Origin of the sequence: Streptomyces asoensis (assembly GCF_016860545.1) — a bacterium.
Lineage (GTDB): Bacteria > Actinomycetota > Actinomycetes > Streptomycetales > Streptomycetaceae > Streptomyces > Streptomyces asoensis.
This window is the reverse complement of sequence record NZ_BNEB01000005.1, coordinates 2280188-2304663: the sequence shown is the minus strand read 5'-3', so window position 1 is coordinate 2304663 and position 24476 is coordinate 2280188. Positions and strand designations below refer to the sequence as shown.

Below are 24476 nucleotides of genomic sequence, written 5' to 3'. Positions count from 1 at the left end.
ATGCGTGGGCTGTGCCCGGTGAGGCTATCCGTCTGTGTCCCGGCTCACCACCATCGGGGGTCCGGATGGCGTCAGCGCCCCTGGGACGCCCGCGACTGCTGGGCCTGTGCGGAGTGGTCGAGGCTCAGCGCCGGCATCCCGACGACCACGGAGCCCACCAGCGCGGCCACGATGGTGAGCCCCAGCAGCCAGCGCCCGGCTATCTGCCCCGCGGAGGACCGCTGCCGGGGCGGGGGAGCGACGTTGCTGCGGAATCTCTCGGCCTCGGCGAGAAAGGCGAAGGGGACGGGCTCGCGCCGGCGGAACATGGGGGTCCTTCTTCCTGGGGAACTCTGATCGGGCGCTTCTTCGGTGGCGCTTCACTGATACAGACGAGCGGGTGCCCGAAAACGTGCCTCATATCGGCAGACGTCCCGCACGAATCGCGCGGCACGCCCGTGCGTGAGGCCGCCCGGCGGCCCCCGTAGAGTTGGCGCCGCTCCGAAGACGCGACGGAAGGACCCCCGCACAGTGACCGACAGCCCCGCCGACGACCTCCAGCCCGGCTTCCGCAGCGATGTCACCGTCGAACTGGTCAAGCACACCGCCTCCGACGCGGACGTGCTGTTCGCCGCCCGCGTCTCGACCGTCGGCGAGCAGTCCCTCGACGAGCTGGGCAAGGACCCGGAGCGCTCGAAGGGCCTGATCAACTACCTGATGCGGGACCGCCACGGCAGCCCCTTCGAGCACAACTCGATGACCTTCTTCATCAGCGCCCCGATCTTCGTGTTCCGCGAGTTCATGCGGCACCGGGTGGGCTGGTCGTACAACGAGGAGTCCGGCCGCTACCGGGAGCTCCAGCCGGTCTTCTACGTCCCGGGGGAGTCCCGCAAGCTCGTCCAGCAGGGCCGTCCCGGCAAGTACGTCTTCGTCGAGGGCACGCCGGAGCAGCAGAAGCTCGTCAACCACACCATGGAGCAGTCCTACCTCCAGGCCTACGAGGCCTATCAGGAGATGCTCGCCGCCGGTGTGGCCCGTGAGGTCGCCCGCGCGGTCCTCCCCGTCGGTCTCTTCTCCTCGATGTACGCCACCTGCAACGCCCGCTCGCTGATGCACTTCCTCGGCCTGCGCACCCAGCACGAACTGGCGAAGGTCCCGTCCTTCCCGCAGCGGGAGATCGAGATGGTGGGCGAGAAGATGGAGGCCGAGTGGGCCGCCCTCATGCCCCTCACCTACGCGGCCTTCAACGCCAACGGCCGCGTCGCCCCCTGACACGCCCGGCCGGCCCCCGGCGACGGGGACGGGCTACGGAGACGTATGTACGGATCATCCGAGCGAAGTGTCCGTATTGCGGCATTTAGAGAAGTTCATCTAGCCTGATCAAACGGACCCGGCACTGCTTGAACCCCCGAGCAGGCAGTGCCGGGTTCCATCTTTGTCATGACTTTTCGCACCCCCCGAGGGCAGACCCCACGGTGAGCAACGAGTAGCGTGTTACCCATGGCTCCGACCTCCACTCCGCAGACCCCCTTCGGGCGGGTCCTCACCGCCATGGTCACGCCCTTCACGGCGGACGGCGCACTCGACCTCGACGGCGCACAGCGGCTCGCCACCCACCTGGTGGACGCAGGCAACGACGGCCTGATCGTCAACGGCACCACCGGTGAGTCCCCGACCACCAGTGACGCGGAGAAATCGGACCTGGTACGAGCCGTCCTGGAAGCCGTGGGCGACCGTGCCCACGTCGTCGCCGGCGTCGGCACCAACGACACCCACCACAGCGTGGAGCTCGCCCGGGCGGCGGAGAAGGCGGGCGCGCACGGCCTGCTGGTCGTCACCCCGTACTACAACAAGCCCCCTCAGGAGGGCCTGTACCGGCACTTCACCACGGTCGCGGACGCCGCCGGCCTGCCGGTCATGCTCTACGACATCCCCGGCCGCAGCGGCGTCCCGATCAGCACCGAGACGCTGGTCCGCCTCGCCGCGCACCCGAGGATCGTCGCCAACAAGGACGCCAAGGGCGACCTGGGCCGCGCGAGCTGGGCCATCGCGCGCTCCGGGCTGGCCTGGTACTCCGGCGACGACATGCTGAACCTGCCGCTGCTCTCCGTGGGCGCGGTCGGCTTCGTCTCGGTCGTGGGCCACCTCGTCACGCCCGACCTGCGCGCGCTCGTCGATGCGTTCACCGCGGGGGACGTGCAGAAGGCGACCGAGATCCACCAGAAGCTGCTTCCCGTCTACACGGGGATGTTCCGCACCCAGGGCGTCATGACGACGAAGGCCGCCCTCGCCCTGCTGGGGCTGCCCGCCGGCCCGCTGCGGTCGCCCATGGTCGAGTGCTCGCCCGAAGAGACCGATCAGCTCAAGATCGATCTTGCCGCGGGCGGGGTACAGCTCTGACAACAGACTTCACAACTGAATAGCGGGCCACCGGTGCCCGCATCCGACAACGACAACTGCTACTGCACGAACGTCATGCGCGCCACGTGCCCACCGGTACGTGGCGTGCGTGGTTGAGGAGAGTCTTTTGAGTCATCCGCATCCCGAACTCGCCCCGCCGCCGCCGCTCCCGGCGGGCGGCCTCAGGGTCACCCCGCTCGGCGGTCTCGGCGAAATCGGCCGGAACATGACCGTCTTCGAGTACGGCGGCCGCCTGCTGATCGTCGACTGCGGCGTGCTCTTCCCGGAGGAGGAGCAGCCCGGCATCGACCTGATCCTGCCGGACTTCACGTCCATCCGGAACCGCCTCGACGACATCGAGGGCATCGTCCTCACCCACGGTCACGAGGACCACATCGGCGCCGTCCCCTACCTCCTGCGCGAGAAGCCGGACATCCCGCTGATCGGCTCCAAGCTCACCCTCGCGTTCATCGAGGCCAAGCTCCAGGAGCACCGGATCCGCCCGTACACCCTCGAGGTGGCGGAGGGACACCGTGAGCGCATCGGTCCCTTCGACTGCGAGTTCATCGCCGTCAACCACTCCATCCCGGACGCCCTCGCCGTGGCCATCCGCACCCCCGCGGGCATGGTCGTCCACACGGGCGACTTCAAGATGGACCAGCTCCCGCTGGACGGCCGGCTCACGGACCTGCACGCGTTCGCCCGGCTGAGCGAGGAGGGCATCGACCTCCTCCTCTCCGACTCCACGAACGCCGAGGTGCCCGGTTTCGTGGCGCCCGAGCGGGACATCACCAACGTCCTGCGCAACGTCTTCGCCAACGCCCGCAAGCGGATCATCGTGGCGAGTTTCGCGAGCCACATCCACCGCATCCAGCAGATCCTCGACACCGCGCACGAGTACGGGCGCCGGGTCGCCTTCGTGGGCCGCTCGATGGTCCGCAACATGGGCATCGCCCGGGATCTGGGCTACCTCAAGGTCCCGCCGGGCCTGGTCGTGGACGTCAAGACGCTGGACGACCTGCCGGACCACGAGGTGGTCCTGGTCTGTACGGGTTCCCAGGGCGAGCCCATGGCGGCCCTGTCCCGGATGGCCAACCGCGACCACCAGATCCGTATCGTCCACGGCGACACGGTGATCCTGGCGTCGTCGCTCATCCCCGGCAACGAGAACGCGGTGTACCGCGTGATCAACGGCCTGACCCGCTGGGGCGCGCACGTCGTCCACAAGGGCAACGCCAAGGTGCACGTCTCGGGCCACGCGTCCGCGGGCGAGCTCCTGTACTTCTACAACATCTGCCGCCCGAAGAACCTGATGCCGGTGCACGGCGAATGGCGCCACCTCCGGGCCAACGCCGAGCTGGGCGCCTCGACGGGTGTCCCGCACGACCGCATCGTGATCGCCGAGGACGGCGTGGTCGTCGACCTCGTCGAGGGCAAGGCGAAGATCTCGGGCAAGGTCCAGGCGGGATACGTCTACGTCGACGGCCTCTCGGTCGGGGACGTCGGCGAGCCGGCCCTCAAGGACCGGAAGATCCTGGGCGACGAAGGCATCATCTCGGTCTTCGTCGTCGTGGACTCCTCGACCGGCAAGATCACCGGTGGTCCGCACATCCAGGCCCGCGGCTCGGGCATCGAGGACTCGGCCTTCTCCGCGGTCACCCCGAAGATCGCCGAGGTCCTGGAACGCTCGGCACAGGACGGCGTCGTCGAGCCGCACCAGCTCCAGCAGCTCATCCGCCGCACGCTGGGCAAGTGGGTCTCCGACACCTATCGCCGCAGGCCGATGATCCTCCCGGTCGTGGTGGAGGTCTGAGGCACGCACGTTCCCGCGTACGCGTGAACCTGGAGCGGGGCTCCCCGATTTGCATCGGGGAGCCCCGCTCCAGTACGTTTACGGCTCCGCCTGAGCGGGAAGGCCGGACGCCTCGTGCGTCGGGACCGACCCGGGAGGGGCCGGGAAAACCGACTCAGAACTTCTGATAAAGTCGGAACCGCCGGAAAGGAAACCGCGAAACAAAAGCGGGAACCTGGAAAGCACCGAGGAAATCGGGTCGAGAAAAGATCTGATAGAGTCGGAAACGCAAGACCGAAGGGAAGCGCCCGGAGGAAAGCCCGAAGAAGTTCGGGTGAGTACAAAGGAAGCGTCCGTTCCTTGAGAACTCAACAGCGTGCCAAAAATCAACGCCAGATATGTTGATACCCCGTCCCCGGCAGTGATAGCCGAGGATGAGGTTCCTTTGAAATAAACACAGCGAGGACGCTGTGAACGGCCGGGCTCATTCCGCCTGGCTGTTCCGCTCTCGTGTGTGTGCACCGGATTACCGGTAAACATTCACGGAGAGTTTGATCCTGGCTCAGGACGAACGCTGGCGGCGTGCTTAACACATGCAAGTCGAACGATGAACCACTTCGGTGGGGATTAGTGGCGAACGGGTGAGTAACACGTGGGCAATCTGCCCTTCACTCTGGGACAAGCCCTGGAAACGGGGTCTAATACCGGATATCACTTCCACTCGCATGGGTGGGGGTCGAAAGCTCCGGCGGTGAAGGATGAGCCCGCGGCCTATCAGCTTGTTGGTGAGGTAATGGCTCACCAAGGCGACGACGGGTAGCCGGCCTGAGAGGGCGACCGGCCACACTGGGACTGAGACACGGCCCAGACTCCTACGGGAGGCAGCAGTGGGGAATATTGCACAATGGGCGAAAGCCTGATGCAGCGACGCCGCGTGAGGGATGACGGCCTTCGGGTTGTAAACCTCTTTCAGCAGGGAAGAAGCGAAAGTGACGGTACCTGCAGAAGAAGCGCCGGCTAACTACGTGCCAGCAGCCGCGGTAATACGTAGGGCGCAAGCGTTGTCCGGAATTATTGGGCGTAAAGAGCTCGTAGGCGGTCTGTCGCGTCGGATGTGAAAGCCCGGGGCTTAACCCCGGGTCTGCATTCGATACGGGCAGACTAGAGTGTGGTAGGGGAGATCGGAATTCCTGGTGTAGCGGTGAAATGCGCAGATATCAGGAGGAACACCGGTGGCGAAGGCGGATCTCTGGGCCATTACTGACGCTGAGGAGCGAAAGCGTGGGGAGCGAACAGGATTAGATACCCTGGTAGTCCACGCCGTAAACGGTGGGAACTAGGTGTTGGCGACATTCCACGTCGTCGGTGCCGCAGCTAACGCATTAAGTTCCCCGCCTGGGGAGTACGGCCGCAAGGCTAAAACTCAAAGGAATTGACGGGGGCCCGCACAAGCAGCGGAGCATGTGGCTTAATTCGACGCAACGCGAAGAACCTTACCAAGGCTTGACATACACCGGAAAGCATTAGAGATAGTGCCCCCCTTGTGGTCGGTGTACAGGTGGTGCATGGCTGTCGTCAGCTCGTGTCGTGAGATGTTGGGTTAAGTCCCGCAACGAGCGCAACCCTTGTTCTGTGTTGCCAGCATGCCCTTCGGGGTGATGGGGACTCACAGGAGACTGCCGGGGTCAACTCGGAGGAAGGTGGGGACGACGTCAAGTCATCATGCCCCTTATGTCTTGGGCTGCACACGTGCTACAATGGCCGGTACAAAGAGCTGCGAAACCGTGAGGTGGAGCGAATCTCAAAAAGCCGGTCTCAGTTCGGATTGGGGTCTGCAACTCGACCCCATGAAGTCGGAGTTGCTAGTAATCGCAGATCAGCATTGCTGCGGTGAATACGTTCCCGGGCCTTGTACACACCGCCCGTCACGTCACGAAAGTCGGTAACACCCGAAGCCGGTGGCCCAACCCCTTGTGGGAGGGAGCTGTCGAAGGTGGGACTGGCGATTGGGACGAAGTCGTAACAAGGTAGCCGTACCGGAAGGTGCGGCTGGATCACCTCCTTTCTAAGGAGCACTTCTAGGCAGCCGCAAGGTTGTCCAGAGGCCAGTACATCGGCGAATGTTCGATGCTGGTTGCTCATGGGTGGAACGTTGATTATTCGGCACTCTTGACTGTCTTCTCCTTCCAGTACTGCTCTTCGGGGCGTGGAACGAATGAGGGAAGCGGCAAGGGTGCCGGGCACGCTGTTGGGTATCTGAGGGTGCGGCCGTGAGGTCGTCCTTCTGATGCCGGCCCCAGTGCACTCGGACCGTAAGGGTTCGGGGTGATGGGTGGCTGGTCGTTGTTTGAGAACTGCACAGTGGACGCGAGCATCTGTGGCCAAGTTTTTAAGGGCGCACGGTGGATGCCTTGGCACCAGGAACCGATGAAGGACGTGGGAGGCCACGATAGTCCCCGGGGAGTCGTCAACCAGGCTTTGATCCGGGGGTTTCCGAATGGGGAAACCCGGCAGTCGTCATGGGCTGTCACCCGCTGCTGAACACATAGGCAGTGTGGAGGGAACGCGGGGAAGTGAAACATCTCAGTACCCGCAGGAAGAGAAAACAACCGTGATTCCGGGAGTAGTGGCGAGCGAAACCGGATGAGGCCAAACCGTATACGTGTGAGACCCGGCAGGGGTTGCGTGTACGGGGTTGTGGGATCTCTCTTTCACAGTCTGCCGGCTGTGAGACGAGTCAGAAACCGTTGATGTAGACGAAGGACATGCGAAAGGTCCGGCGTAGAGGGTAAGACCCCCGTAGTCGAAACGTCAGCGGCTCGTTTGAGAGACACCCAAGTAGCACGGGGCCCGAGAAATCCCGTGTGAATCTGGCGGGACCACCCGCTAAGCCTAAATATTCCCTGGTGACCGATAGCGGATAGTACCGTGAGGGAATGGTGAAAAGTACCGCGGGAGCGGAGTGAAATAGTACCTGAAACCGTGTGCCTACAAGCCGTGGGAGCGTCGGACATCAAGCTTGCTTGGTGTCTCGTGACTGCGTGCCTTTTGAAGAATGAGCCTGCGAGTTTGCGGTGTGTTGCGAGGTTAACCCGGGTGGGGTAGCCGTAGCGAAAGCGAGTCCGAACAGGGCGATTCAGTAGCACGCTCAAGACCCGAAGCGGAGTGATCTAGCCATGGGCAGGTTGAAGCGGAGGTAAGACTTCGTGGAGGACCGAACCCACCAGGGTTGAAAACCTGGGGGATGACCTGTGGTTAGGGGTGAAAGGCCAATCAAACTCCGTGATAGCTGGTTCTCCCCGAAATGCATTTAGGTGCAGCGTCGTGTGTTTCTTGCCGGAGGTAGAGCACTGGATAGGCGATGGGCCCTACCGGGTTACTGACCTTAGCCAAACTCCGAATGCCGGTAAGTGAGAGCGCGGCAGTGAGACTGTGGGGGATAAGCTCCATGGTCGAGAGGGAAACAGCCCAGAGCATCGACTAAGGCCCCTAAGCGTACGCTAAGTGGGAAAGGATGTGGAGTCGCAGAGACAACCAGGAGGTTGGCTTAGAAGCAGCCACCCTTGAAAGAGTGCGTAATAGCTCACTGGTCTAGTGATTCCGCGCCGACAATGTAGCGGGGCTCAAGCGTACCGCCGAAGTCGTGTCATTGCAGCAATACGCCCAACGGCGGCTGTGATGGGTAGGGGAGCGTCGTGTGCCGGGTGAAGCAGCACCGGAAGGTAGTTGTGGACGGTTCACGAGTGAGAATGCAGGCATGAGTAGCGATACACACGTGAGAAACGTGTGCGCCGATTGACTAAGGGTTCCTGGGTCAAGCTGATCTGCCCAGGGTAAGTCGGGACCTAAGGCGAGGCCGACAGGCGTAGTCGATGGATAACCGGTTGATATTCCGGTACCCGCTGTGAAGCGTCAAACATCGAACCAGGCGATGCTAAGTCCGTGAAGCCGTTCCGGACCCTTCGGGGAAAGGAAAGTGGTGGAGCCGACGAACCAGACTTGCAGTAGGTGAGTGATGGGGTGACGCAGGAAGGTAGTCCATCCCGGGCGGTGGTTGTCCCGGGGTAAGGGTGTAGGACGGTGTGTAGGCAAATCCGCACGCCATACAGTCTGAGACCTGATGCCGAGCCGATTGTGGCGAAGTGGATGATCCTATGCTGTCGAGAAAAGCCTCTAGCGAGTTTCATGGCGGCCCGTACCCTAAACCGACTCAGGTGGTCAGGTAGAGAATACCGAGGCGTTCGGGTGAACTATGGTTAAGGAACTCGGCAAAATGCCCCCGTAACTTCGGGAGAAGGGGGGCCATCACTGGTGATTGGATTTACTCCATGAGCTGGGGGTGGCCGCAGAGACCAGCGAGAAGCGACTGTTTACTAAAAACACAGGTCCGTGCGAAGCCGTAAGGCGATGTATACGGACTGACGCCTGCCCGGTGCTGGAACGTTAAGGGGACCGGTTAGTCACATTTCGGTGTGGCGAAGCTGAGAACTTAAGCGCCAGTAAACGGCGGTGGTAACTATAACCATCCTAAGGTAGCGAAATTCCTTGTCGGGTAAGTTCCGACCTGCACGAATGGCGTAACGACTTCTCGACTGTCTCAACCATAGGCCCGGTGAAATTGCACTACGAGTAAAGATGCTCGTTTCGCGCAGCAGGACGGAAAGACCCCGGGACCTTTACTACAGTTTGATATTGGTGTTCGGTTCGGCTTGTGTAGGATAGGTGGGAGACTTTGAAGCGGCCACGCCAGTGGTTGTGGAGTCGTCGTTGAAATACCACTCTGGTCGTGCTGGATGTCTAACCTGGGTCCGTGATCCGGATCAGGGACAGTGTCTGATGGGTAGTTTAACTGGGGCGGTTGCCTCCTAAAGAGTAACGGAGGCGCCCAAAGGTTCCCTCAGCCTGGTTGGCAATCAGGTGTTGAGTGTAAGTGCACAAGGGAGCTTGACTGTGAGACCGACGGGTCGAGCAGGGACGAAAGTCGGGACTAGTGATCCGGCGGTGGCTTGTGGAAGCGCCGTCGCTCAACGGATAAAAGGTACCCCGGGGATAACAGGCTGATCTTCCCCAAGAGTCCATATCGACGGGATGGTTTGGCACCTCGATGTCGGCTCGTCGCATCCTGGGGCTGGAGTCGGTCCCAAGGGTTGGGCTGTTCGCCCATTAAAGCGGTACGCGAGCTGGGTTTAGAACGTCGTGAGACAGTTCGGTCCCTATCCGCTGCGCGCGCAGGAATATTGAGAAGGGCTGTCCCTAGTACGAGAGGACCGGGACGGACGAACCTCTGGTGTGCCAGTTGTTCTGCCAAGGGCATGGCTGGTTGGCTACGTTCGGGAGGGATAACCGCTGAAAGCATCTAAGCGGGAAGCCTGCTTCGAGATGAGTATTCCCACCCCCTTTGAGGGGTTAAGGCTCCCAGTAGACGACTGGGTTGATAGGCCGGATGTGGAAGCCCAGTAATGGGTGAAGCTGACCGGTACTAATAGGCCGAGGGCTTGTCCTCAGTTGCTCGCGTCCACTGTGTTGGTTCTGAAACCACGAACAGCCCCATGTGCCACACATGGTGCGGCTGGACAGTTTCATAGTGTTTCGGTGGTCATAGCGTGAGGGAAACGCCCGGTTACATTCCGAACCCGGAAGCTAAGCCTTACAGCGCCGATGGTACTGCAGGGGGGACCCTGTGGGAGAGTAGGACACCGCCGAACAATCATTCAAAGGGTTGGTCTCTGAACTTCGGTTCAGGGACCAACCCTTTTTTGTTTTCGGCCACTTGACGTTCATGTTCCGACCTCAGCATCCACGGCATGGGTACTGCTGCAATGCTCAGGGCCGCCGGCATCGGAGTCGGTGACGAGGTCGTCGTACCGGCCTTCGGGAATGCGGAAGTTGCGGGGGCGGTCACCCTGGTGGGCGCTTCGCCGGTGTTCGCCGACGTGGATCCGGTGACGTACTGCCTGACTCCGGACACGGTCGAGGCGGTCGTAACTGCCCGTACCGCGGGCGTCGTTGTGGTGCATCGCTTCGGCCGGCCGGCGGACGTGCGCCGGTTGCACGAGAGGGGGCGGCGGCACGCACTGCTGGTCCTGGAGCACGGGGAGTCCGAGGCGCCGTACGAAGAGATCGCGCGGCGTCGGGAACGGGCGGCCTACCTGGACGGGCGGTTGCGGGGAGTGCGGATGCCGGACGGCGGCGACGGACACACGTATCAGCAGTACGTCGTGCGGGTGCCCGGGAACGGCCGGCCCGACCGGGACGCCTTCGCACGGGCCCTGCGGGCCAAGGGAGTCGAATGCCGGGTGCCGGTGAAGACGCCCCTGCACCGGCTGCCCGAGTTCCGGCGGTGCGTGGCGCTTCCGGAGACCGAGCTGGCCGCCGACGAGACGCTCGCTCTGCCGGTGGACGCGTCGTTGACCAAGCGGGACATGCAGCGGATCGTGTCCGCCTGCAACGCGCTCGGCGGACTGCTCCAGCCGGCCTTCTGAACGGGTTTGGGAACACCGGCCTGTTCGGGGTATGATCTATTCCGTTGCCGCGAGGGAAACCTCGAAAAGTGACTGGCCCCCTTAGCTCAGTCGGCAGAGCGTCTCCATGGTAAGGAGAAGGTCAACGGTTCGATTCCGTTAGGGGGCTCCACAAAAGAAAGCCCCCGCCCTTTCCGGGCGGGGGCTTTCTTCATGCCCTTTTGCCTCGCACCTCACGCCACGCGCATCGCCAGGATCGCCATGTCGTCCGAAGGGGCGTCCGAGGCGAAGCGTTCCACCGCACGCATGATGCGCGCGGCGACCGCGCCGGCCGTGAGACCCGTACACGTGGTGAGGACGTCGGCGAGACCGTCGTCGCCCAGCATGCGGGTGCCCTCACGGCGCTCGGTGACGCCGTCCGTGACGCAGAGCAGGACGTCGCCCGGGTCCAGGGTGACCGTCTCCTCGTAGAGCTCCAGGTCCTCCATGACGCCCAGGAGCGGCTGGGGTTCGGCGGCCGCCTCGACCGTGCCGTCCTGGCGCAGGCGCAGCGGCAGCGGGTGTCCGGCGCAGACCACCTTCAGCTCGGCGCTGCCGTCCTCCCGGGGGCGCATCTCGCCGTAGAGGAGGGTCAGGAAGCGGCTGCGGGCGCCCTCGTCGAGGATCGCCGAGTTGAGGCGTTCCAGGACCGCCGGGCCGCTGAGGCCCTCGCGGGCCAGCAGGCGCAGGGCGTGCCGGGCCAGGCCCGTCACCGCCGCCGCGTTGGGGCCGGTGCCGCACACGTCGCCGATGGCGAAGCCGTAGACACCCTCGCTGATGGGGAAGACGTCGTAGAAGTCGCCGCCGACCTCGTTGCCCTCGCCCGCCGCGCGGTAGATGACCTCGACCTCGACGCCGTCGATGTCGGGGGTCTCCGGGGGGAGGAGGCTGCGCTGGAGGGCCTGGCTGATGGCCGTGCGCTCGGAGTACAGACGGGCGTTGTCGAGGGCCAGGGCCGCCCGGCGGCTCAGGTCCTCGGCCAGTTCCAGGATCTCCTGGCGGAAGTGTTCGTCGGTGGGCTTGCCGAGGGTCAGCATGCCGATGACGCGGTTGCGGGCGACGAGGGGGAGGACGACCGTCTCGCCGCCCACGGCCGACGCGGTGGCGAGGGTGGGGCCGATGCCCGAGGAGACCTGGTGGGTCGGGCCGCCGGTGAGGCCGAGGCTGCGCATGGAGCTGCGCAGGGCGGCGTCGTGCGCGGCGGCCGCCGGGGCCGTCCAGACCCGGGCGCCGGGGGTGGGGACCGGGTCCGGCGGTGAGATCTTCGAGAGCAACGACTTGATGCCGTCGATGAGTTCCTCGTCCTCGTGCAGGACGTAGGAGAGGTATGGGTCGGAGGCCTGGTCGGCGATGGTGTAGACGGCGCACCACGTGGCCAGGGTGGGCACGGTCATCTGGGCCATCAGGGCCAGTGTCTGGTCGCGGTCCAGAGTTCCGGCGAGCAGGTCGGAGGCCTCGACGAGGAAGCTGAGCGAGCCCCTGCGCAGGCGCTCCAGCTCGCCGAGGCGGGCCGACTCCACGGCCAGCGCGATGCGGTCGGCCGCGAACTGAAGGCGCAGGGCCTCTTCGTTGGAGTAGCGGCCCGAAGCCTCCGCGGCGACGCCGAGGGAGCCGGTGAGGCGGCCCTCGACCTTCAGCGGGACGGTGACGACGGAGCGCATGCCCGTGCCGTTCAGCAGGGGCACGGCCCCGGGGACGGCCAGGAGGTCCTCGTGGACGGCCGGCATGCGGGCCGAGCCGTAGCGGCCCGGGCCCGCTTCGACGGGCACGCGTGCGAAGCGCTGGCGGGCGGAGGGCAGGCCGGTGGAGGCGCGGACCTCCAGCTCCGTCTCGTCGTCGGTCGCCAGGAGGAGGAAGGCGGAGTCGCCGTCCAGCATGTCGCGGGCGCGCTCGACCGTGCGTTGCAGCAGGCCGTCGAGGTCGTCCGGGGCCGGGGAGCCGATGAACACCTCGAAGGGGTCGGTGTTCGGCCCGTCGGAGGGGGAGCCGGGCTCGGCGGCCGGTACGCGCGCGGGGGTCTGGAGGACCGCGCGTTCGTGGTCGCGCACGAGCAGGCAGACGGTGGAAGGCTCGCCGTCGGTGTCGCGTACGCGCAGGTGGGAGGCGTACACGGGGGTGACGCGGCCGTTGGCGCCGCGGATGCCGTAGCTGCCCTCCCAGCGGGAGAGCTGAAGGGCCTCGACGATGCCGGTGCTGGTGCCGGGGGTGTGCGGCCAGGCGGCGAGGTCCGTGAGGGGTTTGCCGGTGACCTGGTCGGCCGCGTAGCCGAAGAGCTCCTCGGCGTCCTCGTTCCAGGCCGAGATGGCGCCCGTGCGGTCGATCTGGACGACGGCCACGCGGACGCGGCTGTCGGCGAGCGGGAGGAGGTCGGCCGGGAGGGACGGGCCCGCGGTGCGGGTGCCCACCGGGCGGTCGGGGAGGTCGAGCTGGAACCAGACCTGTTTGTGGGTGGGGGTGTACTCGACGCCCCAGCGGCCCGCGATGGCCGCGCAGAGCTGGAGGCCGCGGCCGCCTTCGCGGTCCGGGCTGCCCATGGTGGCGAGGGAGCCCTGGAGGGGGATCTCCCGTTCGGGATACCGGTCGGACACCTCGATGCGGACCCCGTCGGCGCTGCGCAGGCACAGGACGTCGGCGTGGGTGCCGGCGTGGACGACCGCGTTGGTCACCAGTTCGCTCGTGAGGACGACGGCGTCGTCGATGATGTCGGCGAATCCCCAGCCCTGGAGGGTGTCGCGGACGAAGGAGCGGGCGGTCGCTACCGATCGTCCGACGGGCTCGAAGCTGGCACCCGCGCGCGCGGTGATCACTGAACTCCTCGGCCGGTCGTCGACGTGCAGGGCTCCCCGGCCGGCCAGGTCGCCCCGCTGGTGGGGCGGGCGCGTGCCCGGAGTCCGGGGGTCCGGGGTCTGTCCCCCCGGGATCAGTCCGGTGGTCATGTGTGCGGCCGCCCCTCCGATGCCCGCTCGTGCTCGTGCCACCGCCCAGGCCGGTCGGACCGGCGTGGCTGGACAGCCGCATGCAAGGTTACTTACCTTCCGGGCCCCTACGGATGCCGGTCACCAGTGTTGTCGCCCGAGGGTGTGCGGACGATGTGCGAAGCTGCCGAACTGTTATGGCCTGGTTCGGCAAGGGTGAAACACTGGGCAAGCTTCTTGTGAAGGTCCGGGCAGACCGGGTGTCTTCTGAGTACAGGGGGCAGCAGCCCCGCGGGTCCGCCTGGTTTCATCGGGCGGAATCCGGGGTGGCGTATAGGTACGGCGAGCAGTGGCACCCAGGCACAGCGGTAACGGTCGAGTCCTGCGGGAGGGACAAGTGGAGTCTGGCGCAGCGACGCGGGGCACTAAGGCGCGCGCGAAAGGCGGACAGTCTCTGAGCAGGCCACGCACTCCGCGTGGCGGGACGACCGCTGTGGACACGGCGGCCCTGAACCGGCTGCTGGGCGCCCTGGTGTCCATGCGGGAGGGCAATTTCCGCAAGCGGCTCACGGTGTCCGGGGACGGCGTGATGTCGGAGATCGCGGCCGTGTTCAACGAGGTCGCGGACCGCAATCTGCACCTGACGGGTGAGCTGTCGCGGGTGCGGCGGATGGTGGGGCGTGAGGGGAAGCTCACGGAGCGTCTGGAGACGGGCGCCTGTGAGGGGTCCTGGGCGACGGCGGTCGACAACTCGAACGCGCTGGTGGACGACCTGGTCCGGCCGGTGTCGGAGGTCGGGCGGGTGCTGTCGGCGGTCGCCGAGGGTGATCTCTCGCCGCGGATGGAGCTCAGGACGCAGACCGCGGAGGGGGCTGCGGGGCAGCCGCTGCGCGGGGAGTTCCTGAAGGTCGGGCGGACCGTCAACAACCTGGTCGACCAGCTCTCGACGTTCACCGACGAGGTCACGCGGGTGGCCAGTGAGGTGGGGACCGAAGGCAAGCTGGGCGGTCAGGCGCAGGTGCGCGGCATGTCGGGTTCGTGGAAGGACCTGACGGAGTCCGTCAACACCATGGCGTACCGGCTGACGGCGCAGGTGCGCGACATCGCGCTGGTGACGACGGCGGTGGCCAAGGGTGATCTGTCACGGAAGGTGACGGTTCACGTCGAGGGCGAGATGCTGGAGCTGAAGAACACCGTCAACACGATGGTGGACCAGCTCTCCGCGTTCTCGGTGGAGGTGACGCGGGTCGCCCGTGAGGTGGGCACCGAGGGCATCCTCGGCGGCCAGGCGCAGGTGTCCGGCGTGGACGGGGTGTGGAAGGAACTCACCGATTCGGTGAACACCATGGCCGGGAACCTGACGGCCCAGGTGCGCGGGATCGCGGAGGTGACGACGGCGGTCGCCAACGGTGACCTGTCGCAGAAGGTGACGGTGTCGGCGCGCGGTGAGGTCGCGCAGCTCGCCGACACGATCAACCAGATGACCGAGACGCTGAGGACGTTCGCCGACGAGGTCACGCGCGTGGCCAACGAGGTGGGCGCGGCGGGGCAGCTGGGCGGTCAGGCGAACGTGCCGGGCGCGGCCGGTACGTGGAAGGACCTGACGGACTCCGTCAACACGGTGTTCCGCAACCTGACCACGCAGGTGCGCGACATCGCGGCGGTGACGACGGCCGTGGCCAGCGGTGATCTGTCGCAGAAGGTCACGGTGGACGTGGCCGGCGAGATGCTGGAGCTGAAGAACACCGTCAACGGGATGGTCGACCAGCTGTCGGCGTTCGGCGCCGAGGTGACGCGTGTGGCGCGGGAGATCGGGGTCGAGGGCGAGCTGGGCGGTCAGGCGCAGGTGTCGGGCGCGGCCGGTACGTGGAAGGACCTGACGGACTCCGTCAACACGGCGTTCAGGAATCTCACCGGACAGGTGAGGAACATCGCGCAGGTCACCACGGCCGTGGCCAACGGCGACCTGTCGCAGAAGGTCACCGTGGACGTCTCCGGTGAGATGGCGCAGCTGAAGAACACCGTGAACACGATGGTGGACCAGCTGTCGTCGTTCGCCGACCAGGTGACCCGGATGGCCCGGGACGTGGGCACGGAGGGCCGGCTGGGCGGGCAGGCCCGGGTGGACGGTGTGTCGGGCACCTGGAAGGAGCTGACGGACTCCGTCAACTCGATGGCCGGGAACCTGACCTCGCAGGTGCGCAACATCGCGCAGGTGACGACGGCGGTGGCCCGTGGTGATCTGTCGCAGAAGATCGACGTGGACGCGCGCGGCGAGATCCTGGAGCTGAAGAACACCATCAACACGATGGTCGACCAGCTCTCCGCGTTCGCCGACCAGGTGACGCGGGTCGCCCGGGACGTGGGCACCGAGGGGCGGCTGGGCGGTCAGGCGCAGGTGCCCGGTGTGGCCGGTGTGTGGCGGGACCTGACGGACTCGGTGAACGGCATGGCCGGCAACCTCACCGCGCAGGTGCGCAACATCGCGCAGGTCGCGACCGCCGTGGCCCGCGGTGACCTGTCGCAGAAGATCACCGTGGACGCGCGCGGCGAGATCCTGGAGCTGAAGAACACCCTCAACACGATGGTCGACCAGCTGTCGTCGTTCGCCCAGGAGGTCACCCGGGTGGCCCGTGAGGTGGGCACCGAGGGGCAGCTGGGCGGTCAGGCCGAGGTGCAGGGTGTCTCCGGCACCTGGAAGGACCTCACGCAGTCCGTGAACTTCATGGCGAACAACCTGACCATCCAGGTGCGTCAGATCGCCGAGGTCACGACCGCGGTGGCCAAGGGCGACCTGTCGAAGAAGATCACGGTCGACGCCAAGGGCGAGATCCTCGAGCTCGTGACGACCGTCAACACGATGGTGGACCAGCTGTCGTCGTTCGCGGAGCAGGTGACCCGGGTGGCCCGTGAGGTGGGCACCGAGGGCATCCTGGGCGGCCAGGCGCACGTGCCGGGTGTGACGGGCATCTGGAAGGACCTCAGCGGCAACGTCAACCTGATGGCCAAGAACCTGACCATGCAGGTGCGCAACATCTCCCAGGTCGCGGCGGCCGTCGCCAACGGCGACCTGACGCGCCAGGTGACGATCGAGGCGCGCGGCGAGGTCCAGCAGCTGGCCGACACCTTCAACACCATGGTGAAGACGCTGAGCTCGTTCGCCGAGCAGGTCACCAAGGTGGCCCGTGAGGTGGGCACGGACGGCATCCTGGGCGGTCAGGCGCATGTGCCGGGTGTGGCGGGCACGTGGAAGGACCTCACCGACTCGGTGAACGGGATGGCGTCCAACCTGACCGGTCAGGTGCGCAACATCGCGATGGTCACGACGGCCATCGCCAAGGGTGACCTGACGAAGAAGATCGACATCGACGCGCGCGGGGAGATCCTCGAGCTGAAGACGACCATCAACACGATGGTCGACCAGCTGTCGTCGTTCGCCGAGGAGGTCACCCGGGTCGCCCGTGAGGTGGGTACCGAGGGGCAGCTGGGCGGTCAGGCACGCGTGCGTGACGTCGACGGCACCTGGCGCGACCTCACGGAGTCCGTGAACGAGATGGCCGGGAACCTGACGCGGCAGGTGCGTGCCATCGCGCGCGTGGCGACCGCGGTGACCCGGGGCGACCTGAACCTGAAGATCGACGTGGACGCGTCCGGGGAGATCCAGGAGCTCCAGGACTACATCAACAAGATGATCGCGAACCTGCGGGACACCACGATCGCGAACAAGGAGCAGGACTGGCTCAAGGGCAACCTCGCGCGCGTGTCCGCCCTGATGCAGGGGCGGCGCGACCTCCAGGACGTGGCCTCGCTGATCATGAGCGAGCTGCCTCCGCTGGTGGCCGCGCAGCACGGCGCGTTCTTCCTGGCGATGCCGCCGGCGGACGGTGACGCGGACCAGTACGAGCTGCGGATGCTGGGTTCGTACGGCTACTCGATGGGGTCGATGCCGACGTCGTTCAGGCCGGGTGAGGCGCTCGTGGGGACGGCGGCCGAGGAGAAGCGGACGATCCTCGTCGCGAACGCCCCGACCGGCTATCTGAAGATCTCCTCGGGGCTCGGGGAGGCGCCGCCCGCGCAGGTGATCGTGCTGCCGGTGCTGTTCGAGGGCCAGGTGCTCGGGGTGATCGAGCTGGCGTCGTTCACGCCGTTCACGCAGATCCAGAAGGACTTCCTGAACCAGCTCGCCGAGATGATCGCGACCAGCGTCAACACGATCTCCGTCAACACCAAGACGGAGCAGCTGCTGAAGCAGTCGCAGGAGCTGACCGAGCAACTGCGGGAGCGGTCCGCAGAGTTGGAGCAGCGGCAGAAGGCCCTCCAGGCGTCCAACGCCGAACTGGAGGAGAAGGCCGAGCTGCTGGCCCAGCAGAACCGGGACATCGAGGTGAAGAACACCGAGATCGAGGAGGCGCGCCAGGTCCTGGAGGAGCGCGCCGAGCAGCTCGCGGTGTCGATGCGGTACAAGAGCGAGTTCCTCGCCAACATGTCGCACGAGCTGCGCACGCCGCTCAACTCGCTGCTGATCCTGGCCAAGCTGCTGGCGGACAACGCGGACACCAACCTGACGCCGAAGCAGGTGGAGTTCGCGGAGACGATCCACGGGGCGGGGTCCGACCTGCTCCAGCTGATCAACGACATCCTCGACCTGTCGAAGGTCGAGGCGGGCAAGATGGACGTCTCGCCGACGCGTATCGCGCTGGTGCAGCTGGTGGACTACGTGGAGGCCACGTTCCGTCCGCTGACGGCGGAGAAGGGCCTGGACCTGTCGGTGCGGGTGTCGCCGGAGCTTCCGGCGACGCTGCACACCGACGAGCAGCGGCTGCTCCAGGTGCTGCGCAACCTGCTGTCGAACGCGGTGAAGTTCACGGATTCCGGGTCGGTCGAGCTGGTCATCCGGCCGGCCGGGGCGGAGGTGCCGGTGGCGATCAGGGAGCAGCTGCTGGAGGCCGGTTCGCTGACGGACGCGGACGCGCCGCTGATCGCGTTCTCGGTGACCGACACCGGTATCGGGATCGCCGCGAGCAAGATGCGGGTGATCTTCGAGGCGTTCAAGCAGGCGGACGGCACCACCAGCCGCAAGTACGGCGGTACGGGACTCGGGCTGTCGATCTCGCGGGAGATCGCGCAGCTGCTCGGCGGTGAGATCCACGCGCAGAGCGAGACGGGCCGCGGTTCGACGTTCACGCTGTATCTGCCGCTGCACCCGAGCGAGCTGCCGCCCCAGGGCTATCAGCAGGTCGTGCCGGCGCTGGAGGCCGGTGACCTGGTGGCCTCGGAGAACGGGGCGCGTGAGCTGTCGGAGCTGTCCGAGGCGGAGATCGAGATGCCGGCCGAGGTGCGCTCCTACCAGGACGCGCAGCACGGACCCGCGGCGCTCTTCCGGCGGCGGCGCCGGCTGGTGGGCGGCGGGGAGCAGGTGGGGCGGCCGGAGCAGTGGCCGGCCCGTGAGCAGGAGACGGGGACGCACGCGCGCGGGGGCATCCGCTTCGGCGGTGAGAAGGTGCTGATCGTCGACGACGACATCCGCAACGTCTTCGCGCTGACCAGCGTGCTGGAGCAGCACGGGCTGTCGGTGCTTTACGCGGAGAACGGCCGTGAGGGCATCGAGGTCCTGGAGCAGCACGACGACGTGGCGGTCGTCCTGATGGACATCATGATGCCGGAGATGGACGGCTACGCGACGACCACCGCGATCCGCCGGATGCCGCAGTTCTCCGGGCTGCCGATCATCGCGCTGACCGCGAAGGCGATGAAGGGCGACCGGGAGAAGGCGATCGAGTCGGGTGCCTCCGACTACGTGACGAAGCCGGTCGACCCCGATCATCTGCTGACCGTGATGCGGCAGTGGATGCGGGACGAGTGAGGGGACCCGGGACGTGGCGGGAACCTTCGGTGGACGCCCGGAGTTGCTGACTCAGGGTGTCCGGTGCCGTGTAGCGGGGCGCGATCCGGGGAACCTTCTGGTCTCCTGCTGCGTTCCTGCTACGTGCACAGTGACATCACGGTGACAGGGTGTGGCGACGGTCGGGGTGCGGCTACCATGACCGGCACAAGGAAGGGCGGCGCAAAGGAGTCGTCCCCAGGGGCGGCGCCCGGTGCACTGCCTGGGCGAGGAGGGCGGGCCATGGTGCAGAAGGCCAAGATCCTCCTGGTCGATGACCGGCCGGAGAATCTGCTGGCGCTGGAGGCGATCCTCTCTGCGCTCGATCAGACGCTGGTACGGGCATCGTCCGGGGAAGAGGCGCTCAAGGCACTGCTGACGGACGATTTCGCGGTCATTCTGCTGGACGTCCAGATGCCGGGAATGGACGGCTTCGAGACGGCCGCGCACATCAAGCGGCGGGAGCGGACCCGGGACATCCCGATCATCTTCCTCACCGCGATCAACCACGGGCCGCACCACACCTTCCGGGGCTACGCGGCGGGTGCAGTGGACTACATCTCCAAGCCGTTCGACCCGTGGGTGCTGCGCGCGAAGGTCTCGGTGTTCGTCGAGCTGTACATGAAGAACTGCCAGCTGCGTGAGCAGGCGGCGCTGCTGCGGCTCCAGTTGGAGGGCGGTGGCGGCAAGGCCGTGACGGGCGGCGGCGCCAAGGAGGCGGCGGGGCTGCTCGCCGAGCTGTCGGCGCGGCTCGCGGCCGTCGAGGAGCAGGCGGAAGCCCTGTCCAAGCAGCTCGACGACGAGTCGGCGGACGCGGCTGCGGTCGCCACGGCGGCGCACCTGGAGCGCAAACTCACGGGTCTGCGCCGGGCGCTGGACGCTCTGGAGCCGGGGACCGGCGGCGGACCCGCCTCGGTGCCGTCACCGAACTGACCGGAACTGACGCGTGCGGCGCATCGAGTTGTGCGTGAGGGCGCGTCAGTTCCCGTCCCGCCCAGGGTGGCCGGGTCAGCTCCGCGCCCACGCGAGGGCGACACGAACGGGTGAAGCGGTGGGCACACGTGTCCGGCGTGGTCCGCACCGGTAACCTCACACCCATGGCCCCACGTCCTTCCGCAGCCAAGAAGCCCGCCAAGAAGGCGGCCGCTCCCGTGAAGGCCCCGGCGAAGAAGGCCGTCGCCAAGAAGGCCCCGGCGAAGAAGGCGCCCGCCAGGAAGGCCGCCGCCCGCAGGCCCGCACCCGCACCGGCTCCCAGTCCCACCGGGGGCGTCTACCGGCTGGTGCGCGCCATCTGGCTCGGACTGGCGCACGCCGTCGGCGCGGTGTTCCGCGGCATAGGGAACGGCGCGAAGAACCTCGACCCGGCGCACCGCAAGGACGGCGTGGCCCTTCTGCTGTTCGCCATCGCGCTGATCGTGGCCGCCGGTACCTGGGCCGACCTGCGCGGCCCGGTCGGCGATCTCGTCGAGATCCTGGTGACCGGCTCCTTCGGCCGGCTCGACCTGCTGGTGCCGATACTGGTGGCGGTCATCGCCGTGCGTTTCGTCCGGCACCCCGAGAAGCCCGAGGCCAACGGACGCATCGTCATCGGCCTGTCCGCGCTGGTGATCGGCGTGCTCGGGCAGGTCCACATCGCGTGCGGCGCCCCCGCGCGCAGCAACGGCATGCAGGCCATAAGGGACGCCGGCGGACTCATCGGCTGGGGTGCGGCGACCCCGCTGACGTACACCATGGGCGAGGTCCTCGCCGTACCGCTGCTGGTGCTGCTCACCGTCTTCGGCCTGCTGGTCGTCACCGCCACGCCGGTCAACGCCGTCCCGCAGCGGCTGCGGCAGCTCGGGGTGCGGCTCGGCGTCCTGCACGCCCCGGCGGCCGACGCGTACGACGACCTGGACGACGACGCGCGCTACGACGAGCAGTGGCGCGAGGCCCTGCCCGGCCGCCCCCGCCGGCGCTCGGGCGGCCCCCAGGCCTACGACCCCGAGGACGCCGAGCAGGAGGCGCTCTCCCAGCGACGCGGCCGCCCGCGGCGGTCCGCGGTGCCGCAGCCGGCCATGGACCGGCGGCTGGACGCGGTGGACATCGCGGCGGCCGCGGCGGCCGACCTCGACGGCGCCGTCCTGCACGGGATGCCGCCCTCGCGGATCGTCGCCGACCTCACCCAGGGGGTGAGTGTCGCGGACGGCGAGCCGACCACCCCGACGCCCGTCCCGGCGCCGGCCTCCCGGCCCGCGAAGGAGAAGACGAAGACCGGCGGGGGAGTGGTCCCCGATCTGACCAAGTCGGCTCCCGAGGAGCCGCGGGAGCTGCCGCCGCGCGCGGAGCAGCTCCAGCTGTCCGGCGACATCACCTACGCGCTGCCCTCGCTCGACCTCCTGGAGCGCGGCGGCCCCGGCAAGGTGCGCAGCGCGGCCAACGACGCCGTCGTCGCCTCCCTGACGAACGTCTTCACCGAGTTCAAGGTCGACGCCGCCGTCACCGGCTTCACCCGCGGTCCGACGGTCACGCGCTACGAGGTCGAGCTCGGCCCCGCCGTGAAGGTCGAACGGATCACCGCGCTCGCGAAGAACATCGCGTACGCCGTCGCCAGCCCCGATGTGCGGATCATCAGCCCGATCCCCGGCAAGTCCGCGGTCGGCATCGAGATCCCGAACACCGACCGGGAGATGGTCAACCTCGGTGACGTGCTGCGGCTCGCCGAGTCCGCCGAGGACGACGACCCGATGCTGGTCGCCTTCGGCAAGGACGTCGAGGGCGGCTACGTCATGCACTCGCTGGCGAAGATGCCGCACATGCTGGTCGCCGGCGCGACCGGCTCCGGCAAGTCGTCCTGCATCAACTGCCTGATCACGTCGGTGATGATAAGGGCGACCCCCGAGGACGTCCGGATGATCCTCGTCGACCCCAAGCGGGTGGAGCTGACCGCCTACGAGGGCATCCCGCACCTGATCACGCCGATCATCACCAACCCCAAGCGGGCCGCCGAGGCCCTCCAGTGGGTGGTGCGCGAGATGGACCTGCGCTACGACGACCTCGCCGCGTACGGCTACCGGCACATCGACGACTTCAACCGCGCGGTGCGCGAGGGGACCGTCAAGCCGCCCGAGGGCAGCGAGCGCGAGCTCCAGCCGTACCCGTACCTTCTGGTGATCGTCGACGAGCTCGCCGACCTGATGATGGTCGCGCCGCGGGACGTCGAGGACTCGATCGTGCGGATCACGCAGCTCGCGCGCGCGGCCGGCATCCACCTGGTGCTCGCCACCCAGCGCCCGTCGGTCGACGTGGTCACCGGTCTGATCAAGGCCAACGTGCCCTCGCGGCTCGCCTTCGCCACCTCCTCGCTCGCCGACTCCCGCGTCATCCTCGACCAGCCGGGCGCCGAGAAGCTGATCGGCAAGGGTGACGGACTGTTCCTGCCGATGGGCGCGAACAAGCCGACCCGTATGCAGGGCGCCTTCGTGACCGAGGCCGAGGTCGCGGCCGTCGTCCAGCACTGCAAGGACCAGATGGCGCCGGTCTTCCGGGACGACGTCACGGTGGGCAGCAAGCAGAAGAAGGAGATCGACGAGGACATCGGCGACGATCTCGACCTGCTGTGCCAGGCGGCCGAACTGGTCGTCTCCACCCAGTTCGGCTCGACGTCCATGCTCCAGCGCAAGCTGCGGGTCGGCTTCGCCAAGGCCGGACGGCTGATGGACCTCATGGAGTCGCGCAACATCGTCGGGCCCAGCGAGGGATCCAAGGCGCGGGACGTCCTAGTGAAGCCGGACGAGTTGGACGGGGTGCTTGCGGTCATCAGAGGGGAGTCCGCGGGGTAGACGTCGGACAGGGAAGCGGTCGCCGGCCGTGACTCACCCGTTAGAGAAGGGCGGGCAACCGTTTCCCTTCGGCAGACGTCAAGTTGAGCGAAAGGACAGGTGCGGCTCCCCGGCGGGGCCGTAACCGGCCCGCCATCGGTGTGTCCGGCCATACCGATGGCGTAAAGGTCCCACCGCCCGGTTGCCCCTCCCTTTGGCACCCCCCCTAGACTGAACCTCCAGCACAGGTGGCTACACGCTCGAAAGGCGCCCCCGTGTCCATCGGCAACTCCCCTGAAGACGAGCGTCCCTTCGAAGACCCGTCCGAGGAAGCCCCCTTCTCCATCGGCCGCGCCCTGCGCCAGGCGCGCATCGCGGCCGGGCTGACCGTCGACGACGTCAGCACCGCCACCCGGGTCCGTATCGCCATCGTCCACGCCATCGAGTCGGACGACTTCGCCCCCTGCGGCGGAGACGTCTACGCGCGCGGTCACATCCGGACCCTGGCCAGGGCCGTGCGCCTCGACCCGGCCCCGCTGATCGAGCGCTACGACGAGACCCACGGCGGCCGCCCCGCGCCGACCCCGGCCGCGCCGCTCTTCGAGGCGGAACGTATCCGCCCCGAGCGCCGCGGGCCGAACTGGACCGCGGCCATGGTCGCCGCGATCGTCGCCGTGGTCGGCTTCGTCGGCTTCACCGCGTTCACCGGCGGTGACGACGACGGGTCCAAGGAGGTCGCCGAGGGTCCGGCGCCTTCCACCGGCAAGACCGCCGCACCCACGACGAAGACCGACAAGACCGACAAGCCCGCCGACCCGAAGACGGAACCCTCCGACAGCGCCATCGCCGCGGCCCCCCAGGACAAGGTGACGGTCCAGGTCAGTGCCGCCGACGGCCGCAGCTGGGTCGCGGCCAAGGACCACAACGGCCGGCTGCTCTTCGACGGGCTGCTCAAGAAGGGCGACTCGAGGACCTTCCAGGACAGCGAGAAGATCAACCTGGTCCTCGGCGACGCCGGCGCGATCGATCTGTTCGTCAACGGCAAGAAGATCGACGACGACTTCCGGTCGGGGGCCGTCGAGCGGCTGACGTACACGAAGGGCGACCCACAGGTCGGCTGAGCCGGGGGCGGGCCTTCGGGTGTACGGGGTTGGCGAAGATCGCCAACCCCGTCGACGTTCGGTGCCGGCGGGACAAAGTAGTCTTGAGCCC

At 67.0% G+C, this 24476-nt stretch carries 10 protein-coding genes, 1 tRNA gene and 3 rRNA genes; 12 read left to right on the top strand and 2 right to left on the bottom strand.

Translation table 11 applies throughout. The features are described from left to right. Positions 1–71 precede the first annotated feature (71 nt). Positions 72–308, bottom strand: a complete 237-nt coding sequence (locus tag Saso_RS32795) for a hypothetical protein (protein WP_189928622.1) — start codon at positions 306–308, stop codon at positions 72–74. A 202-nt stretch (positions 309–510) separates the two neighbouring features. On the opposite strand from Saso_RS32795, the gene thyX reads away from it, so the two are divergent. The 8 genes from thyX (at position 511) to Saso_RS32755 (ending at position 10804) form a co-directional block, all read left to right on the top strand. Next, the gene (thyX, locus tag Saso_RS32790) at positions 511–1251 is read left to right on the top strand and encodes an FAD-dependent thymidylate synthase (protein ID WP_189928621.1); all 741 of its coding nucleotides are present in this window, start codon (positions 511–513) and stop codon (positions 1249–1251) included. 228 nt (positions 1252–1479) lie between these two features. Continuing rightward, positions 1480–2379, top strand: coding sequence for a 4-hydroxy-tetrahydrodipicolinate synthase (dapA, locus tag Saso_RS32785; RefSeq protein ID WP_189928620.1), 900 nt, complete (start codon positions 1480–1482; stop codon positions 2377–2379). 127 nt (positions 2380–2506) lie between these two features. Next, the gene (locus Saso_RS32780) at positions 2507–4192 is read left to right on the top strand and encodes a ribonuclease J (protein ID WP_189928619.1); all 1686 of its coding nucleotides are present in this window, start codon (positions 2507–2509) and stop codon (positions 4190–4192) included. 518 nt (positions 4193–4710) lie between these two features. After that, positions 4711–6236, top strand: a 16S ribosomal RNA gene (locus tag Saso_RS32775). A gap of 314 nt (positions 6237–6550) precedes the next feature. After that, positions 6551–9674, top strand: a 23S ribosomal RNA gene (locus Saso_RS32770). An 85-nt stretch (positions 9675–9759) separates the two neighbouring features. Further along, a 5S ribosomal RNA gene (gene rrf / locus Saso_RS32765) occupies positions 9760–9876 on the top strand. The 16S, 23S and 5S rRNA genes sit together here, the layout of an rRNA operon. Before the next feature lie 114 nt (positions 9877–9990). Next, positions 9991–10653: a DegT/DnrJ/EryC1/StrS family aminotransferase gene (locus tag Saso_RS32760; protein ID WP_189927787.1), complete on the top strand. Its 663-nt coding sequence runs from the start codon at positions 9991–9993 to the stop codon at positions 10651–10653. 75 nt (positions 10654–10728) lie between these two features. Next, positions 10729–10804: transfer RNA gene (locus Saso_RS32755), tRNA-Thr, on the top strand. 61 nt (positions 10805–10865) lie between these two features. Here the strand turns inward: Saso_RS32755 and Saso_RS32750 are convergent. Next, entirely contained in the window at positions 10866–13607 is a 2742-nt protein-coding gene (locus tag Saso_RS32750; RefSeq protein ID WP_189927776.1) for a SpoIIE family protein phosphatase, read from the bottom strand. Between the two features lie 376 nt (positions 13608–13983). Between Saso_RS32750 and Saso_RS32745 the strand changes: the two genes are divergently transcribed. From Saso_RS32745 to Saso_RS32730, 4 genes are all read left to right on the top strand, one after another. Continuing rightward, the gene (locus Saso_RS32745) at positions 13984–19449 is read left to right on the top strand and encodes a HAMP domain-containing protein (protein WP_189927775.1); all 5466 of its coding nucleotides are present in this window, start codon (positions 13984–13986) and stop codon (positions 19447–19449) included. A gap of 261 nt (positions 19450–19710) precedes the next feature. Then, positions 19711–20400: a response regulator gene (locus Saso_RS32740; protein WP_189927774.1), complete on the top strand. Its 690-nt coding sequence runs from the start codon at positions 19711–19713 to the stop codon at positions 20398–20400. Between the two features lie 164 nt (positions 20401–20564). Further along, complete coding sequence (locus Saso_RS32735; RefSeq protein ID WP_189927773.1) at positions 20565–23285, top strand: DNA translocase FtsK; 2721 nt, start codon at positions 20565–20567, stop codon at positions 23283–23285. 254 nt (positions 23286–23539) lie between these two features. Further along, the gene (locus tag Saso_RS32730) at positions 23540–24385 is read left to right on the top strand and encodes a helix-turn-helix domain-containing protein (protein ID WP_189927772.1); all 846 of its coding nucleotides are present in this window, start codon (positions 23540–23542) and stop codon (positions 24383–24385) included. Positions 24386–24476 lie beyond the last annotated feature (91 nt).

Bases quoted from the DNA above. Each gene is read 5' to 3' on its own strand.
- Saso_RS32795 (WP_189928622.1), bottom strand. From the start codon at position 308: ATGTTCCGCCGGCGCGAGCCCGTCCCCTTCGCCTTTCTCGCCGAGGCC.
- dapA (WP_189928620.1), top strand. From the start codon at position 1,480: ATGGCTCCGACCTCCACTCCGCAGACCCCCTTCGGGCGGGTCCTCACC.
- Saso_RS32760 (WP_189927787.1), top strand. From the start codon at position 9,991: ATGCTCAGGGCCGCCGGCATCGGAGTCGGTGACGAGGTCGTCGTACCG.
- Saso_RS32750 (WP_189927776.1), bottom strand. From the start codon at position 13,607: ATGACCACCGGACTGATCCCGGGGGGACAGACCCCGGACCCCCGGACT.
- Saso_RS32740 (WP_189927774.1), top strand. From the start codon at position 19,711: ATGGTGCAGAAGGCCAAGATCCTCCTGGTCGATGACCGGCCGGAGAAT.
- Saso_RS32735 (WP_189927773.1), top strand. From the start codon at position 20,565: ATGGCCCCACGTCCTTCCGCAGCCAAGAAGCCCGCCAAGAAGGCGGCC.